We start from the raw sequence: 16,873 nt of genomic DNA, 5'->3' as shown, positions 1-16,873 counted from the left end.
GCGGTCAACCCTGACTGTCGATGGTGAGCATCCGGGCGGCCAGCCGCTTCCAGAGGTCCAGGTGCGGATCGGTCGCGGGGGACCGGTCCTCGAACGCGTAGACCAGAGCGACTCCGCGCATGCTGGTGAAGAGCAGCTCGCAGAGCTCGGCGTAGAGCGGCGCCCCGGCGATCTGCGGACCCCAGATGCCGTCGGCGACCGCGGCGATCGCCGCGCGCAGCCGCCGCTCCTCGCTGCGCAGCGCGGCACGGAGCGCCGGGTCGGTGCGGGCGGCGGTCCAGAGCTCCATCGCCGCCCAGAACGGGGGCTCCTGGAACGTCTCCCACATCAGGTCGATCGCCCGGTCCACGCGTTCCCGGCCGGTCGGCTCGTCCGCCATCAGCGCCGCAGACCGGCGCCGGACCTCGTCCAGCTGCGTCGTGGAGAGGTGCTCCGCGGCCGCGACCAGCAGCTCGGCGCGGGACGGGAAGTGGTGCAGCAGTCGCCCGCGGGACACCCCGGCCCGGGCCTGCACGGCGAGCGTCGATGCGCCCGCGGCGCCCTCCTCGACGAGGCAGGCGACCGCCGCCTCCAGGATCAGCAGCCGGCTGTCGGCCGTGCGCTCCGACCGGGAGCGCGGGGCGTCCGGGGCGGCGGGCTCGGCGGTCATCCGCGGAAGCGTAGGCCGACCTCGGCGGACCGACCAGTCACCGTTGACCGTTTGGGGTGACCGGTGTCACGCTGCGCGCGTTCCGCCCACCGACGAGAGGCGCCGCCCGTGGACTTCGACGACAGCCCCGACGAGGCCGAGTACCGGTCGCGGGTTCGAGCCGCCCTGCAGCAGCACGCCGACGAGCTGCTGCGGCTGGCGCCGGGGCAGGAGGCCGTCGACGCGCGTCTGCAGGAAGCCGAGATGCGGCGCACCCAGCGGGTCCTCCACGACGCCGGCCTGGTGGGGGTGACGTGGCCGCGCGAGTACGGCGGCCAGGGCGGCTCGCTCCTGGAGCAGGCCATCGTGGGGCAGGAGCTCGCGCGCTTCCGGGTGCCGGCCCTGATCAACCACATCGGCATGGGCATGTGCGGCCCGACGGTCATCGGCCACGGCTCGCAGGACCAGCGTGACCGCTACCTGGCCCGGCTGCTGCGGGCCGACGACGTCTGGTGCCAGTTGTTCAGCGAGCCGGCCTCCGGGTCGGACCTCGCCGCACTCCGCACCACCGCGGTCCGCGACGGGGACGACTGGGTGGTCAACGGCCAGAAGGTCTGGACGACGCTGGCGCACGTCTCCGACTACGGCATCCTGCTCACCCGCACCGATCCGGAGAAGCCGAAGCACGCCGGCCTGACGATGTTCGTCGTCGACATGCACGCCCCCGGCGTCACGGTGCGGCCGCTGCGCCAGATGGGCGGGCAGTCGGACTTCAACGAGGTCTTCTTCGACGACGTCCGGATTCCCGACAGCGAGCGGCTCGGCGAGCCCGGTGAGGGCTGGCGGGTCGCGCTGACCACGCTCATGAACGAGCGGGTGACCATCGGCGGCGCGGGCAGCGCGATCGGCTCGCCGGTCGAGGAGTTCGCGCGGCACGCCAAGGAGCGGTTGCCGGAGCTCGACGCCGACCGGCAGGTGCTGGCCCGGCAGGCGGTCGGCCGCGCGGTGGTGGCCGCGCTGGGTGCCCGCTACACCGGCTACCGGCGGCTCACCGTGCTCAGCCAGGGTGGCATTCCCGGGCCGGAGGCCAGCGCCGGCAAGCTCGCGGGCACCGAGGCCGCGCACCTGATGGCCGACGCCGGGGTGCGCCTGCTGGGCGACGACGCGGTCTACGCGGCGACCGCCGATGGCGACGACCGGTGGCAGCGGACGCAGTCCTGGCTGCCCGGCATCTCGATCGCCGGCGGCACCGACCAGGTGCTCCGCAACATCCTCGGCGAGCGGGTGCTCGGCCTGCCGTCGGAACCCCGCCTCGACAAGACGGCTCCGTTCTCGGCCGGGCGCTCCGACGGGGGCACGCGATGAACTTCGACCTCGACGACGACCAGCACGCCTTCGCCGCCGGCGCCCGGGACTTCTTCCGCGGCAGCGCCTCACCGGCCGCCGCCCGCGCCGGGCTGGAGGGCGGCGCGCTCGAGCCCGGCCGCAAGTCGCTGGCCGACATCGGCTTCCTCGGCATCACGGTGCCGGAGTCCGCCGGAGGCTCGGGACGACCGCTGCTCGACCTCGCAGTCGTCGCCGAGCAGGGCGGTGCTGTGCTCGCCGGGCCCTCGCTGGTGACCGCGGCGCGGGCGGCGGTGCTGCTCGCCGACGCACCCGATCTGGCGGCCCAGCTCGCCGACGGGTCGACGGCGTTCGCCGTCCTCGACGGGTCGGTGGAGGGCTCCGCGCCGTCGGTGGACGCGGCCGACGCGACGCTCTTCCTGGGGCTCGACGGCGGCGCGCTCGTCGTCGGCGAGGGCGAGGTCGTGCCCGGCCGCCCGCTGGACGCCACCCGGGGACTGGCCTCGGTCCGGCTCACCTCCCGCCGGGTGCTGGCCGAGGACGCCGGCGAGCTGTGGGCCCGCGCCCGGCAGGTCGGAGCCGTGGTCATGGCCGCCGAGGACCTCGGCGGCGCGGACCGGTGCGTGCAGCTCGGCGTCGCCTACGCGCAGGAGCGCGAGGCGTTCGGCCGGCGGATCGGCTCCTACCAGGCGATCAAGCATCTGCTGGTCGACGCCTGGGTGGGGGTGGAGCAGCTGCGCTCGCTGGTGTGGTGGGCCGCGTGGGCGGCCGACTGCAACCCCGCGGAGCTGCCCCTGGCGGCGTCGGCGGCGAAGGCCTGCGCGGCGACGACGTTCGAGCGGGCGGCGTCCACGCTGATCCAGGTGCACGGCGGCATCGGGTTCACCTGGGAGCACGACGCGCACCTGTTCTGGCGGCGGGCCAAGGTCGACCGGCTGCTCCTGGGCGACGAGGCCGAGCACCTCGACGCCGTCGCGCGGCTCGCCGTCTCCGGGGCGCTGGGCGCATGAGCGTGGGCGAGCTGACCGAGCTGCGCTACGAGGTGGCCGACGGCGTCGCGACCGTGACGCTGCACCGGCCGGAGCGGCTGAACGCCTTCACCATGACCATGGCCGCCGAGCTGGCCCAGGTGGCGGCGGCCGCCGACGCCGACGACGCCGTGCGGGTGGTGGTGGTGACCGGTGCGGGCCGCGCGTTCTGCGCGGGGGCCGATCTGGGCGCCGGCCCGGAGACCTTCTCCGACCGGCGCTCCCGCGAGCGCCCGCCCGGCCCGTTGAGCGAGCAGATCGGCGGTTTCCCGCGGGACGCCGGCGGGGTCGCCTCGCTGCCGTTCGCCGCCCTGCGCAAGCCGGTGATCGCCGCGATCAACGGCCCGGCGGTCGGCATCGGCGCGACGCTGCCCCTGGCCATGGACATCCGGATCGCCGCGGAGTCGGCCCGGTTCGGCTTCGTCTTCGGCCGGGTCGGCATCGTGCCCGAGGCGGCGTCGTCGTGGTTCCTGCCGCGGGTGGTCGGGATCAGCCAGGCGATGGAGTGGGTCGCCACCGGCCGGGTCTTCGACGCCGACGAGGCGCTGCGCGGCGGGCTGGTCTCCCGGATCGTCTCCGACGAGGACCTGCTGCCCACCGCCTACGAGTTGGCGCAGGAGATCGTGGCCAACACCAGCGGGGTGGCGGTCGCCGCGGCCCGGCAGATGCTGTGGTCGATGCTCGGCGCGGCCTCGCCGTGGGACGCCCACCGCGTGGAGTCGCGTGCGCTCGTCGAGCTGGGCGAGGGCCCGGACTCGGCCGAGGGCGTCGCCGCTTTCCTGGAGAAGCGCCCCGCGCGCTTCCCCGCGAAGGTCGGCGAGGGCGAGGTGGCCGGCGTGCCGCGCTGGCCCGCGCCGCCGGAGGACGTGACGCCGGGCTGAGACGGTTGGTCGCTGCACCGTTTGTCCACACGGGTTCGGCGGGCAAGGGCGCGGCGTGGACACCGAGATCACGCTGCTGGTCGACGGCGAGCGGCATCCGCTCGTCGTCGACACCCGCACGACCCTGCTCGACGCGCTGCGCGAGCGGCTGCGCATCACCAGCCCGAAGAAGGGCTGCGACCACGGGCAGTGCGGCGCCTGCACGGTGCTGGTCGACGGCCGCCGGGTGAACAGCTGCCTGGTGCTCGCGGTGACCGTCGACGACGCCGAGGTGACCACCTCCGACGGACTGGCGGCCGAGGGGGAGCACCCGCTGCACCGCGCGTTCCTGGACAACGACGCGTTCCAGTGCGGCTACTGCACCCCGGGCCAGGTCTGCTCAGCCGCCGGGGTGCTGGCCGAGGCGAAGGCCGGCTGGCCGAGCACCGTGACCGACGACCTGACCGCGGAGGACGTCGACCTCACCGACGACGAGATCCGCGACCGGATGAGCGGCAACCTGTGCCGCTGCGCCGCCTACGCGCACATCGTCCCGGCGGTCGCCGCCGTGGCCGAGGCCGAGGGCGTGCGGCGATGAGGGAGTTCCGGTACGAGCGGGCGACCGACGCCGCCTCCGCCGTCGCGCTGCTGGCCGCCGAGCCCGAGGGCGCGTTCCTCGGCGGCGGCACCAACCTGGTCGACCTGATGAAGCTCGGCGTCGCCACCCCCGACCTGCTCGTCGACGTCCGCCGCCTGACGTCGGCCGAGGTCACCGACCTGCCCGACGGCGGGCTGCGGATCGGCGCCGCCGTGCCGAACGCCGACCTCGCCGCCGACCGCCGGGTGCGGGAGCGGTTCCCGGTGCTCAGCCAGGCGCTGCTCGCCGGTGCCTCCGGGCAGCTGCGCAACCGCGCGACCACCGGCGGCAACCTGCTCCAGCGCACCCGGTGCGGCTACTTCACCGACGTCACCAGGCCGTGCAACAAGCGCAGCCCCGGCAGCGGCTGCGGCGCGCTGGAAGGCGTGCACCGCAACCACGCGATCCTCGGCCAGACCCTCGAGGGCCCCGGCACCTGCGTCGCCACGCATCCGTCGGACATGGCGGTGGCGCTCACCGCGCTGGACGCCGTCGTCCGGGTGCTCGGCCCCGACGGCGAGCGGGAGGTGCCGATCGTCGAGCTGCACCGGCTGCCCGGCGACGACGCCTCGCGCGACACGACGCTGCGGCACGGCGAGCTGATCACCGCCATCGACCTGCCGGCCCTCGGCATGCCGTCGCGCTACCGCAAGGTGCGCGACCGGGCCTCCTTCGCCTTCGCGCTGGTCAGCATCGCCGCCGCCGTCCAGGTCACCGACGGCATGGTCGCCGACGTGCGCCTGGCGCTCGGGGGAGTGGCGCACAAGCCGTGGCGCGCCACGGCGGCCGAGGAGGCCCTGCGCGGGCGGCCGGCCACCGAGGAGTCGTTCGCCGCGGCCGCCGAGGCCGAGCTGGCCGCCGCCACCCCGCTGCGGGACAACGGGTTCAAGGTGCCGCTGGCCCGCAACCTCGTGGTCCGCACCCTGCTGCAGCTGACGGAGGGCTCCCGATGACCACGGTGGACCGCATTCTCGGCGCGGGCGTCGAGCGGATCGACGGCCCGGCCAAGGTCCGCGGCACCGCGCCGTACGCCTACGAGCAGGACCCGGGCGAGCCGATCTGCCACGTCGCGGTCGTGCAGAGCACCGTCAACCGCGGCCGCATCACCCGGCTGGACCCGACGGCGGCCGAGGCGATGCCCGGAGTGCTGGCCGTGCTCACGCCGGCGAACGCGCCGCGGCTGGGGGAGGGCCTGACCTCCGATCTGCCGGTGCTGCAGTCCCTCGACGTCCACTACCAGGGCCAGATCGTGGCCGCCGTCGTCGCGGAGAGCTCGGAGATCGCCAAGGCCGCCGTCGGAGCAGTCGCCGTCGAGTACTCCGCACATGAACCGGACGTCGTGCTGAGCGCCGACCGCCCCGACCTCTACGCCCCGGACCAGCTGATGGCCGGCTTCGAGACCGACTCGGTGATCGGTGACGTCGACGGCGCGCTGGCCGCGGCCGCGGTGACCGTCGACGCCACGTACGAGACGCCGACCCAGCACAACAACCCCATCGAGATGCACACCTCGATGGCCCGCTGGGACTCCGACCGGCTGACGATGTGGGACGCCAACCAGGGCCCGCACACCATCGTCAACGACCTGATGACGGCGTTCGGTCTGGAGCGCGGCCAGGTGCGGGTGATCTCCCCGTATGTCGGCGGGGCATTCGGATCGAAGGCCTTCACCCACCCCAACCAGATCCTCGCCGCGATGGCCGCGAAGGTGGTCGGGCGCACCGTCGTCTTCGAGCTCACCCGGCAGCAGATGTTCTGCCTCGTCGGGCACCGGACGCCCACGATCCAGCGGATCCGGCTCGGCGCCGACGCCGAGGGGCGGCTGACCGCGATCAGCCACGAGGTCGTCGAGCACACCTCGCGGATCAACGAGTTCGCCGAGCAGACCGCGACACCGACCCGGGTGCTCTACGCCGCGCCCCACCGGCGGACCACCCACCGGCTGGCCCGCCTCGACGTCCCGCCGCCGACGATCATGCGGGCGCCGGGGGAGACCCCCGGCATGTTCGCGCTCGAGTCCGCGATGGACGAGCTGGCGCACGAGCTGGGGATCGACCCGGTGGAGCTGCGGATCCGCAACGAGCCCGAGCGCGATCCGGAGCGCGACGTCCCCTGGTCCAGCCGGAACCTGGTCGCCTGCCTGCGCACCGGCGCGGAGCGCTTCGGCTGGGCCGGCCGCGACCTGCGACCCGGCGTGCGCGAGGACGGCCGGTGGCTGATCGGCACCGGCGTCGCCGCCGCGACCTACCCGGCCCGGCGCCGCAAGGCGGAGTGCCGGATCACCGGGCACGGTGACGGCCGGTGGACCGTCGAGATCGACGGCTCCGACATCGGCACCGGCGCGTGGACGGCGCTGACCCAGATCGCGGCGGACGCCCTGGGCGTGGAGCTCGCCGCGATCGAGCTGAAGATCGGCGACAGCGACCTGCCGTTCGCCGGCGGCGCGGGTGGCTCCACCGGCCTGGCGTCGTGGGGCTCGGCGATCGTGCTCACCGCCCGGGACGTGCGTCGGCAGCTCGACGAGCGGTACGGCGGGCAGCTGCCGGCCGACGGCGTCGTGGTGAAGGGCGAGGTGCCCGGGCCCTCACCGCACGCGGAGGACTACTCGATGCACGCGTTCGGCGCGCACTTCGTCGAGGTGCGGGTGGACCGCGACACCGGCGAGGTGCGGCTGCCGAGGGCGTCCAGCGTCTACGCGGCGGGCGCCATCGTGAACGCCCGCACCGCGAGGTCGCAGTTCCTCGGCGGCTTCAGCATGGGTGTGTCCATGGCGCTGCACGAGGAGTCGATCGCCGACGAGCGCTTCGGCCACTACGTGAACCACGACCTGGCCGAGTACCACGTGGCGACCAACGCCGACATCGGCGAGATCGACATCCACTGGGTCGAGGAGCACGACCCCTGGGTCAACGAGCTGGGGATCAAGGGCATCGGCGAGATCGGCATCACCGGTGCGGCCGCGGCGGTCGCGAACGCCTACTGGCACGCCACCGGCCTGCGCGTCCGCGACCTGCCCATCACCCCGGACAAGTACTTCCGCGACGCTCCGCGCCGCACCGCGGCCAGGTGACGTCCCCCGATTGCCCGGAGCCCATCCGTGTTCCGTGTCGGGAGGCCTCCGGCCCCCGCGACGCGGAACACACGACGCTCAGGGTCAGCGAAGAGAATTCGGATCCAGGTGGCGCAGCAGCGTCTCCCCGAAGTCGCGCATGTTCTCGATCTGCTCGGGGGAGAGCTGGTCGAACAGTTCCCGGCGCACGCCCTCGACGTGCACGGGCGCGGCCCCCTCGAGAGCTGCGAACCCTTCCTCGGTGAGGACGGCGAGCTGCCCGCGACCGTCCTCGGCGCAGACCTGGCGGCGAACCCAGCCGCGCTCCTCCAGTCGCGAGACGGCGTGGGAGAGCCGGCTGCGCGAGGAGAGGCACCGGTCGGCCAGCTCGCTCATGCGCATCATCCGCTCGGGCGTCTCCGACAGCGCCACCAGGATCTCGTAGTACGCGTGCGAGATGCCGGTGCGCTGGGTGAGGTCGCGGTCGAGCCGGTCCTGCAGCAACTGGGCGCTGTAGAGCCATGCCCGCCAGGCCTTCTGCTCCTCGGCGTCGAGCCAGCGGGGCTCACCCGCGGGGAGGGGCTGTGGCGACACGGACGACGTCATGCCCCTAGAGTACTAGCGGAATAGTTCAACGCTCAACTATGCTTCACCCGACGACAGCACGACCGCTCAACCAGGGAGACACCATGACCAGCAGCACCTCCGTCCAGATCCCCGGCTACATCGCCGGCACCTGGGACATCGACGCCAGCCACTCGACCGTCGGCTTCTCCGTCCGCCACATGATGGTCAGCAAGGTCCGCGGCTACTTCCGCGAGTTCGCCGGCGAGATCGTCACGGCCGAGAACCCGGCCGACTCCACCGTCAACGCCACGGTCGACCTGGGCTCGATCGACACCCGTCAGGAGCAGCGTGACGCGCACATCCGCTCCGCTGACTTCTTCGACTCCGAGAACCACCCCCAGATGACCTTCCGCTCGACCGCCGTGCGCACCCAGGGTGCCGACTGGCTGGTCGACGGCGAGCTGACCATCAAGGGCAACACGAAGCCGGTCACCCTGGCCCTGGAGCTCAACGGCTTCGGCCCGGACGCCTACGGCGGCACGCGCGCCGGCTTCTCCGCCCGCACCGAGATCTCGCGCTCGGAGTTCGGCGTCGACATCCAGATGCCCATGGACGGTGGCGGCGTCGTCGTCGCCGACAAGATCGCCGTCGAGCTCGAGATCGAGGCCGTTCTCCGCGCTGCCTGATCCGCTCCGCACGAGGGCCCGGACGCATGGCGTCCGGGCCTTCGTCGTCCCCGGGTGCCGACGGCGGCTCGCGTCCGGTCGCGCACGGGCGTCGGAGATGCGCGGCCCGGGCGCGCACGAGCGCGTCATCGCGGTGCGGACGGCGGCTGCGCGGGATCATGCGGACCGGGGCCGGTCCGGAGGAGGGTGCATGCGCGACAGGCTGCGGCTGGTGGCCGTCGCGGGAACCCTGCTCGGGCTGGGCGTCATGGTCGCGGCCGCCGTGCGGGCGTCGTCCTACATCCCGTTCCTGGACTCCGAGCCGCCCTGCGTGCGCTCCTCCGGAGGCTGTCCCGCGGACCTCGACGCGGCTCTGCGCGGACTCTGGTGGCAGGCCGGCGCGGGCGGCGTGCTGGTCCTGGTCGGGGTGGTCCTCGTGGTCGTCGCGCTGCCCCATCGGGCGAGGGAGGGCTCGCGTCTCGCGCAGCACCCCGTCGTGCACGCCGTCGCCGCCGGCGTGACGAGCGTGCCGCTGATGGTCGTGGGGAGCTACCCGGCGCTGCTGCTCCTGTTCACGGGTGGTGCCCACGGCCTGCCGGCGCTCGCCGCCGGCGCCTGGCTCGGGCAGGCCGCGGCGCTGGCTGCGCTCGACCGACGCCTCGGGCGTGCGGACGCCTCCCCCCGCGGCACGGCGGTGGGAGGGCTGATCGTCAGCGCGCTCGGCATCGGCGCGACGCTCGGGGTCCTCCTCCTCGACGGTGCGCCGCTGGGCTTCTGGGCCCTGCTGCTGACCGACGGGATCACCGTGGCTCTCGGGGTGCTCCTGGTCCGCCTCGCCTCCGATCCCTGGCCGGTCGACCCGCGCGGCCGGCTCCGGCGTGGGGCGGCCGTCTGCGCGGCACTGGCGGTGGGGCCCCTGGGGGTGGTCGCGCTGGTGGCCGACCAGGACCGGGACCCGGTCCCTCCGGCGGCGTCCCGGCCGATCCCCGCACCGCCGTCGCTCGAACCGCCCGTGCCCGTGCCCGCGCCGCCGCCCCCGGCCCCGACCGCTGCGCCCGAGCCCGCCCCGGTCGCGGCCGACGACCCCTGCGGGAGCGGCGACCTGAGCTTCACCGTGACCGGGATCGACGGGGCGATGGGAGCCCGGGCGACGAGCATCGTCGCGCGCAACGTCGGCGCCGTCCCGTGCTGGGTGGAGGGGCAGCCGGTCGTCGCGCTGGTGCAGGGCGGTCGCCCCCTCACCCTGACCGTCGAGCCCGGTCGGACGCCGTCGGGCGACCCGGCGCCCGTCCGACGGGTGGGCCTCGCGCCCGGGGGAGCGGCGTACGCCCTGCTCACCTGGCGGAGCTACGGCGGCTGGGCCGACCAGGAGACGCCGCAGTCGATGACCGTCGCCTTGACCGCGGCCGCCCAGGCGGTCCCGGTGCAGGTGGCCGACGGCTCACCGGCCCCCTTCGACATCGCCGACGGCGGCACCTGGGCCGTCGCCCCGTGGGCGCCGCCCTGGAACTGACCGGGGGGAGACTGGACGGCATGACGACCTCGGCCCTCGCCCGGATCCCCGCCTCGCTGCTCGTCGCCGTCGGCCTCGCCGCGGGGTTCGGGATCGCGCAGAGCACCGGCATCCGCGCGCTCGGCGGCGCCGTGTTCGCCGTCTGCGGGGTCGGAGCCGGTTGGATCGCCGCCCGTCGCCGGGGTCCTGCTGTCACCGCGGGGCTCGCCGCCCTCTACGTCGGCGCCTTCGTACTGGCGCACGTGCTTGCCCTGGGGGCCGGTTTCCCGGCCTGGTTCGCGGTGAGTCTGGTCACTGTTGCCGCCGCGGGGACTACCTACGGGGTGGTCGACCGGCAGCGGACGGAGGTGTCCGCGCGTTGAGCGCCTAGAGTGGCGGGGAAGGTCGCGGCATCGGTTGCTGTTGACCTGATGCCCGCGCGCGTCCGCGCGGTGCGCTCCCGAGCTCCCCGAGGTGCCCTTCCGCATGCCCACCCGCAACGACCTGCGCAACGTGGCGATCATCGCCCACGTCGACCACGGCAAGACGACCCTGGTCGACGCCCTTCTCCGCCAGGCGGGCGCCCTCGGGCGGTCCAAGGGCGAGGGGACGGACAACGACTCCACGCAGGACCGCGTGATGGACTCGATGGACCTCGAGCGCGAGCGCGGCATCACCATCCTCGCGAAGAACACCGCGATCCACCTGGCCGACGAGGACGGCAACCCCGTCGTCGTCAACATCGTCGACACCCCGGGCCACGCCGACTTCGGTGGCGAGGTCGAGCGCGGCCTGTCGATGGTCGACGGCGTCTGCCTGCTCGTCGACGCCTCCGAGGGCCCGCTCCCGCAGACCCGCTTCGTGCTGCGCAAGGCGCTGGCCAAGGGGATGCCGGTCATCCTCGCGGTGAACAAGACCGACCGCGCCGACGCGCGCATCGCCGAGGTCGTCGACGAGTGCTACGAGCTCTTCATGGAGCTCATGGAGGACGCCGGCCTCGACGCCGACAACCTCGACTTCCCGATCGTCTACTGCAGCGGCCGGGCCGGCAGGGCGTCGATGAACCGCCCGGAGAACGGCACCGAGCCGGACAACGAGGACCTCGCCCCGCTGGTCAAGACGCTGCTCGACACCGTCCCGGCGCCGGTCTACGACGCCGAGGAGCCGCTGCGCGCGCAGGTCACCAACCTCGACGCCTCCCCGTTCCTGGGCCGCCTCGCGCTGCTGCGCATCCACTCCGGTGAGATGAAGCGCGGCCAGCAGGTGGCCTGGTGCAAGGTCGACGGCACCATCAAGAACGTCAAGATCACCGAGCTGCTGGTCACCGAGGGCCTGACCCGGACGCCGGCCGACAGCGCGGGTCCCGGCGAGCTGGTCGCCATCGCCGGCATCGAGGACATCATGATCGGCGACACCCTCGCCGATCCGAACGACCCGCGCCCCCTGCCGCCGCTGACGGTCGACGAGCCGTCGATCTCGATCACGATCGGCATCAACACCTCGCCGCTGTCGGGCAAGTCGGGCAAGAAGCTCACCGCCCGCCTGGTCAAGAACCGCCTCGACCAGGAGCTGGTCGGAAACGTCTCGGTCCGCATGCTGCAGACAGACCGCCCCGACACCTGGGAGATGCAGGGCCGCGGCGAGCTGGCGCTGGCCATCCTCGTCGAGCAGCTGCGCCGCGAGGACTTCGAGCTCACCGTCGGCCGTCCCACCGTCGTGACCAAGGAGATCGACGGCAAGCTGCACGAGCCGGTCGACCGGGTCACCATCGACACCCCCGGCGAGTACGTCGGCACGCTGACGCAGGCGCTGGCCACCCGGCGGGGGCGGCTGGAGAACCTGGTCCACCACGACACCGGCTGGGCGCGGATGGAGTACCTCGTCCCGTCCCGCGGCCTCATCGGCTTCCGGACCGAGTTCCTGACCGAGACCCGCGGTACCGGCGTGCTGAACAGCAACTTCGAGGCTTACGAGCCGTGGCTGGGTGACATGCGCGCCCGCCCCACCGGCTCGCTGGTCGCCGACCGGCAGGGCGTGGCGACGACGTACTCGATGTTCTCGCTGCAGGAGCGGGGCCAGATGATGGTCGAGCCGGGCACCGAGGTCTACGAGGGCATGATCGTCGGTGAGAACTCCCGTCCGGACGACATGGACGTGAACATCACCAAGGAGAAGAAGCTCACCAACATGCGCAAGTCCACCTCCGAGGAGCTCGAGCGGCTGATCCCGCCGCGGGTGCTCAACCTGGAGCAGGCGCTGGAGTTCTGCGCCGAGGACGAGTGCGTCGAGGTCACCCCGGCCACCGTGCGCATCCGCAAGGTGGTGCTGGACCAGACCGAGCGCGGCAAGTCCAAGAACCGCAAGCCGAAGCCGTAACGGCCCACGCTCTCGACAGGCCCTCTCCGGTTCGCCGGAGGGGGCCTTCGTCGTCGTCGGGGCGGGACCCGCTCAGGGGCGGCTCTGCCACTCGGCGATCCGGGCTGCGGGCACGCGGCCGCGCTGCCCGGCCAGGACGGCGATGAGCTCACCGTTCTCCCGCTCCATCCGCTCCACCGGCTTCCAGTCCACCGAGATCCGGCCGTTCCCGTCGTCCTCGCGCAACCAGTAGCTCGTCCGCTCGGCCTTCGGCCGGCCGACGTAGCAGTTGGAGATGAAGGAGTTGACGATCGCCGCCCGGGCGGCGTACTCCGCGGCCGCCGCCTGCGCCCGGGCGGAGACGTCGCCCCGCACGACGAGGGCCGCGGCGATCAGGCCGGCGGCGGCCAGGAGCGCCGTGCTGATGACGAGCACGGGGTCGGTCTGCGATGTCGACCGGACCGCGGTCAGGACGCCGGCCGCGGAGCCGCCGAGCCCGAGCACGACGGCCCAGCCCTTCGACAGTGCTGTGGCGCCGGCGGTGATGAGCTGCATGGACGGCGGCGTGCCCAGGATCGCGCTCTGCTCCGGGAGCGGCTTGCCGTCCGGGCCGGTCCTGGGCCCCTCGAGCACGTGCACGTCTCTCAGCAGCTCCTGGATCGGCTCGCCGAGGTCGAGTTGGTCAGGGGCGTACGCGCTTCCGGGGAACTGGACGCTCATCGCCGTACCTCCGTGCCGGACCGACCCGGCGTCGGCCGCCGAGGACTAGGGAAGCGACGCGCTGGTCCACTGTCCAGGGGCCCCGGTGCGGACCCGGGAGCGCGGCGGATCCCGGCACGTCGGCGTCCGTCTGTCGTCACCCTCCGCAGTACCGGAGTGCTCGACCGCGATGGCAGGCTCCTCGCCGGCCGTCGCCCGGTCGTCGTGGTCGGGAGGTCACGAATCGTGATGACCGGCCGGTGGCCGACGGCACGCCCGGACGGCACACGCCGGAGTGAGCGCGGCGCCGCACCTAGGCTCGTGTCGGGGCCGTGTACGACCGTGCCCTGAGGCGAGCGACGAGAGGTGGCCGAAGGCTGATGACGACGATCGCCCGTGCGGTTCCGCTGGGGGAGGGCTTCCGGGGTGGCATCGACGTCCGGGTGAGCCTGCGGGACGACGCCGGTGCCGGCCGCTCCGCCTTCGACGGCGCGTGGTTCCCGCGCAGCCGCGACCTGGCCACCGAGCTCCCCGAGCTGATCGCCGCCCTCGAGCGGCGCGGAGTCCGCGTCGAACGGTTCACCTACGCGCTGGACGCCTGGGCGGAGCCGGTGCCGCGCAAGCTGGAGGTCCTGGGCCGCACCGTGCGGGCCGGTGGCTTCCGCAGCATGGACCCGGGCGTCGTCTGCCTGACGTGGGCCGGTGGCACCCGCCGCGCCGATCTCCTGGTCGTGCCGCCGGAGACCGACGTCCTGACCGGCGCCCGTGCCCTGCGGCTGTGCACCCGCCGGGGGCTCCCGTCGTCGCCGCAGATGGTGCTCGCGGCCGCCCGGTCCACCCCGCTGCCGCAGGTGCCGGCCTCCCGGGCGGTGTAGCCGGTTCGGCCGAGGGCGCTTCCGCTGCCCGCGAACCCGCTGGACGGCGGTCGAGCGAAGAGGCGCGCACCGCCTGGGACGTCGACACCGCCCGCGCCGGGGAACTGCGTCTGGCGACCCGACCGCTGGAAGAGACCGTCGCCGACACGGAGCGTGGATGCAGGCGTCGGTGCCCCGCGTCGGGCTGCCCGCCGACCCTGAGGAGCGCCTGCTCGCCTGTCGCCGATGATCAGCTGACCTGATCGTTCTGGGTCCTACCTCACGGTCGACGGTGAGCCAGGACGCCCCATGGTGAGCCAGGACGACAAGAGACCCCGCCCGGCTGCTGCCGGACGGGGCCTCTCGCTGTTCGGGTCTAGTCGCGCGGGTCGCTCGGGCGCCCCGCGCCGATGGGCTGCGCGTTGGTCACGCGGACGTCGTCCGCGTCGGCGACGACGTTGCGCTCGGCGGCCAGCGCGGCGATGGCGTCCGCGGACTCCAGCGCCTTGGCGCTCCGGTACTGGCGGTAGGAGTGGACGATGGCCAGCGCCCACACCGCGTACAGCACCGCGTAGATCGCGTAGCGGGTGGCGTCCGGGGCGTCGATCCAGTCGCTGCGGAGCAGGGTGCGGGAGTTGGTGATGACGATGAGGCCACCCACCAGCGAGCCGAGCAGCCGCGGCGGGATGTGGCGCACGAGCCAGGCGGCGATCGGGGCGGCGATCAGGCCACCGATGAGCAGGCCGGCGACCCACGTCATGTTGATGCCCTGCGAGCCGAGCGCGAAGAGGAAGCCCAGGCTGGCGGCCAGCGCGACGATGAACTCGGAGGTGTCGATCGAGCCGATGACCTTGCGCGGCTCCATCCGGCCGCTGGCCAGCAGGGCCGGGGTGCCTACCGGGCCCCAGCCACCGCCGCCGGTGGCGTCGACGAAGCCGGCCACGAGGCCCAGCGGGCTGAGGAAGCGCTTGCGCACGGGCTTGCCCAGGTTGCTGCGGTTGATCCCGCGCAGGGTGAAGCGGATGAGGATGTAGGCGCCGAGGCTCACCAGGATCAGGGACATGACCGGGGCAGCGACCTCGGTGGAGAGGTTCGAGAGGAACGTGGCGCCGGCGAACGCGCCGATCGCGCCGGGGACGCCGATCTTGGCGACGACCTTCCAGTCGACGTTGCCGAACTTCCAGTGCGAGAGGCCCGAGGCCAGCGTGGTGCCGATCTCCGCGAGGTGGATGGTGGCCGACGCGACGGCAGGGTTGGTGCCCAGCGCCAGCAGCAGCGTCGTGGAGGTGACGCCGTAGGCCATGCCGAGGCTGCCGTCCACGAGCTGAGCGCCCAGGCCGGCGAGGGCGATCAGGATCAGGGTCTTCACGGGGTACTGACTCCGGTCTCAGGAGCGCGGCGCGCAGCGGCGCACGCGGAAGCAAGCGGGGAGGGGTGAGACAGGGGGCGCCGGGACGGCGCGGAAATCAGCAGCCTCGACAGGCGGCGGTGCAGACGCGCAGCAGATCGACGTGCAGGCGGCTCACCAGGAGCAGCATCGTCGGGCGCGCGGTCACGGGGGAATGTCTACCAGATCGATGCACTTTAGCGTCAATGCGGTGCCCACTGGGTGGGACGGGTCGTGCCGGAAACGGCGACGGCCCCTCCCGCGAAGCGCGGGAGGGGCCGTCAGGGGCCTGCCGACGGGGTCAGACGACGGCGTCGGTGATGAAGAAGGCGACGGCCGCGACGGCCGCGGCCGCGGGCAGCGTGACCACCCAGGCGACGACGATGTTGCCGGCGACGCCCCAGCGCACGGCCGAGAGTCGCCGGGTCGAGCCCACGCCCATGATCGAGGTGGTCGTGATGTGGGTGGTCGACACCGGGACGGCGAAGACCGTGGCCGTGGTGACCATGACGCTGGAGGCCACCGTCTGCGCGGCGAATCCGCCCGTCGGGGTCAGCTGGATGATCCGGCGGCCCATGGTCCGCATGATCCGGAAGCCGCCGGCGTAGGTGCCGGCGCTGATGGCGGCCGCGGCGGCGACCACGACCCAGAACGGGACCTCGAAGGTGTCGATCTCACCGGCGGTGAACAGCGCCAGCGTGATGATGCCCATCGTCTTCTGGGCGTCCTGCATGCCGTGCCCGAGGGCCATGGTCGCCGAGCTGACGATCTGCGCGTAGCGGAAGTTGCGGTTGGCCTTGGACACGTGGGCCCGCCGGAAGGTCCACAGCAGGATCAGCATGAACAGGTAGCCGAGCCCGAAGCCGACCAGCGGCGAGACGATCATCGGGATGATGACCTTCTCGAAGACGCCCATCCACTGGACGGAGTGGGCAGCGGCCAGCGCCGCGCCGACCAGGCCACCGATGAGGGCGTGCGAGGACGACGAGGGCAGGCCGTACCACCAGGTGATCAGGTTCCAGGTGATCGCCCCGATCAGCGCGGCGAAGACGATCTCCAGCCCGCCACTGCCCTCGGGCGGGTCGATGATCCCGGCGCCGACGGTCTTGGCGACCTCGGTGGAGAGGAACGCCCCGATCAGGTTCATCACGGCGGCGAGGGCGAGCGCCACGCGCGGGGTGAGCGCCTTGGTGGAGACGGCGACCGCGATGGCGTTGGCGGCGTCGTGGAAGCCGTTGGTGTAGTCGAACGCCAGGGCGACCAGGACGATGATGATCAGACCGATGAAGGCCGCGTCCATCAGAAGGT

The 16,873-nt window shown here is 73.3% G+C and carries 16 protein-coding genes; 11 read left to right on the top strand and 5 right to left on the bottom strand.

Going from position 1 to position 16,873, the window contains the following annotated elements:
• Positions 1-4: 4 nt before the first annotated feature.
• Positions 5-649 (bottom strand): TetR/AcrR family transcriptional regulator, encoded by a 645-nt coding sequence (locus LBW97_RS04940; RefSeq protein WP_224498302.1) that lies wholly within the window; start codon positions 647-649, stop codon positions 5-7.
• 108 nt (positions 650-757) lie between these two features.
• Between LBW97_RS04940 and LBW97_RS04935 the strand changes: the two genes are divergently transcribed.
• The 6 genes from LBW97_RS04935 to LBW97_RS04910 are packed head-to-tail and all read left to right on the top strand — an operon-like array spanning position 758 to position 7,567.
• A complete protein-coding gene (locus LBW97_RS04935) occupies positions 758-1,993 on the top strand; it encodes an acyl-CoA dehydrogenase family protein (RefSeq protein WP_224498301.1) in 1,236 nt (411 codons plus the stop codon).
• Entirely contained in the window at positions 1,990-2,982 is a 993-nt protein-coding gene (locus tag LBW97_RS04930) for an acyl-CoA dehydrogenase family protein (protein WP_224498300.1), read from the top strand. Before LBW97_RS04935 ends, LBW97_RS04930 begins: the two co-directional genes overlap by 4 nt.
• On the top strand, positions 2,979-3,881 hold the full coding sequence (locus tag LBW97_RS04925; protein ID WP_224498299.1) for an enoyl-CoA hydratase-related protein: 903 nt from the start codon (positions 2,979-2,981) through the stop codon (positions 3,879-3,881). The genes LBW97_RS04930 and LBW97_RS04925 overlap by 4 nt, the downstream gene beginning before the upstream one ends.
• 55 nt (positions 3,882-3,936) lie before the next feature.
• Positions 3,937-4,458, top strand: coding sequence for a 2Fe-2S iron-sulfur cluster-binding protein (locus tag LBW97_RS04920; RefSeq protein ID WP_224498298.1), 522 nt, complete (start codon positions 3,937-3,939; stop codon positions 4,456-4,458).
• Positions 4,455-5,450, top strand: a complete 996-nt coding sequence (locus tag LBW97_RS04915; RefSeq protein WP_224498297.1) for a xanthine dehydrogenase family protein subunit M — start codon at positions 4,455-4,457, stop codon at positions 5,448-5,450. Before LBW97_RS04920 ends, LBW97_RS04915 begins: the two co-directional genes overlap by 4 nt.
• Positions 5,447-7,567: a xanthine dehydrogenase family protein molybdopterin-binding subunit gene (locus LBW97_RS04910; protein WP_224498296.1), complete on the top strand. Its 2,121-nt coding sequence runs from the start codon at positions 5,447-5,449 to the stop codon at positions 7,565-7,567. The genes LBW97_RS04915 and LBW97_RS04910 overlap by 4 nt, the downstream gene beginning before the upstream one ends.
• 84 nt (positions 7,568-7,651) lie before the next feature.
• Here LBW97_RS04910 and LBW97_RS04905 read toward each other — a convergent pair whose 3' ends face one another.
• The gene (locus LBW97_RS04905) at positions 7,652-8,152 is read right to left on the bottom strand and encodes a MarR family winged helix-turn-helix transcriptional regulator (RefSeq protein WP_224498295.1); all 501 of its coding nucleotides are present in this window, start codon (positions 8,150-8,152) and stop codon (positions 7,652-7,654) included.
• A gap of 83 nt (positions 8,153-8,235) precedes the next feature.
• Between LBW97_RS04905 and LBW97_RS04900 the strand changes: the two genes are divergently transcribed.
• The 4 genes from LBW97_RS04900 to typA all read left to right on the top strand — a co-directional run bounded on the left by LBW97_RS04900 (position 8,236) and on the right by typA (position 12,646).
• Positions 8,236-8,799 (top strand): YceI family protein, encoded by a 564-nt coding sequence (locus tag LBW97_RS04900; protein WP_224498294.1) that lies wholly within the window; start codon positions 8,236-8,238, stop codon positions 8,797-8,799.
• A 190-nt stretch (positions 8,800-8,989) separates the two neighbouring features.
• Positions 8,990-10,291, top strand: coding sequence for a DUF4232 domain-containing protein (locus LBW97_RS04895; protein WP_224498293.1), 1,302 nt, complete (start codon positions 8,990-8,992; stop codon positions 10,289-10,291).
• A 20-nt stretch (positions 10,292-10,311) separates the two neighbouring features.
• Positions 10,312-10,653 carry a hypothetical protein gene (locus LBW97_RS04890; RefSeq protein WP_224498292.1) on the top strand — a complete coding sequence of 114 codons (342 nt, stop codon included), beginning with the start codon at positions 10,312-10,314 and terminating at the stop codon, positions 10,651-10,653.
• A gap of 103 nt (positions 10,654-10,756) precedes the next feature.
• Entirely contained in the window at positions 10,757-12,646 is a 1,890-nt protein-coding gene (gene typA, locus LBW97_RS04885) for a translational GTPase TypA (protein WP_224498291.1), read from the top strand.
• Between the two features lie 72 nt (positions 12,647-12,718).
• Here the strand turns inward: typA and LBW97_RS04880 are convergent, their stop codons facing one another.
• Complete coding sequence (locus LBW97_RS04880) at positions 12,719-13,345, bottom strand: hypothetical protein (protein WP_224498290.1); 627 nt, start codon at positions 13,343-13,345, stop codon at positions 12,719-12,721.
• Positions 13,346-13,704: 359 nt separating this feature from the next.
• Here LBW97_RS04880 and LBW97_RS04875 point away from each other — a divergent pair, with 359 nt between their 5' ends.
• Complete coding sequence (locus LBW97_RS04875) at positions 13,705-14,199, top strand: DUF5994 family protein (RefSeq protein WP_224498289.1); 495 nt, start codon at positions 13,705-13,707, stop codon at positions 14,197-14,199.
• Positions 14,200-14,554: 355 nt separating this feature from the next.
• Here LBW97_RS04875 and LBW97_RS04870 read toward each other — a convergent pair whose 3' ends face one another.
• Positions 14,555-15,547: a sulfite exporter TauE/SafE family protein gene (locus LBW97_RS04870; RefSeq protein WP_224498288.1), complete on the bottom strand. Its 993-nt coding sequence runs from the start codon at positions 15,545-15,547 to the stop codon at positions 14,555-14,557.
• Between the two features lie 319 nt (positions 15,548-15,866).
• Entirely contained in the window at positions 15,867-16,865 is a 999-nt protein-coding gene (locus LBW97_RS04865) for an inorganic phosphate transporter (RefSeq protein WP_224498287.1), read from the bottom strand.
• Positions 16,866-16,873: the final 8 nt, after the last annotated feature.

The sequence above is a fragment of the Blastococcus sp. LR1 genome (assembly GCF_020166105.1).
Lineage (GTDB): Bacteria > Actinomycetota > Actinomycetes > Mycobacteriales > Geodermatophilaceae > Blastococcus.
This window is presented reverse-complemented; position numbering and strand designations above follow the sequence as displayed.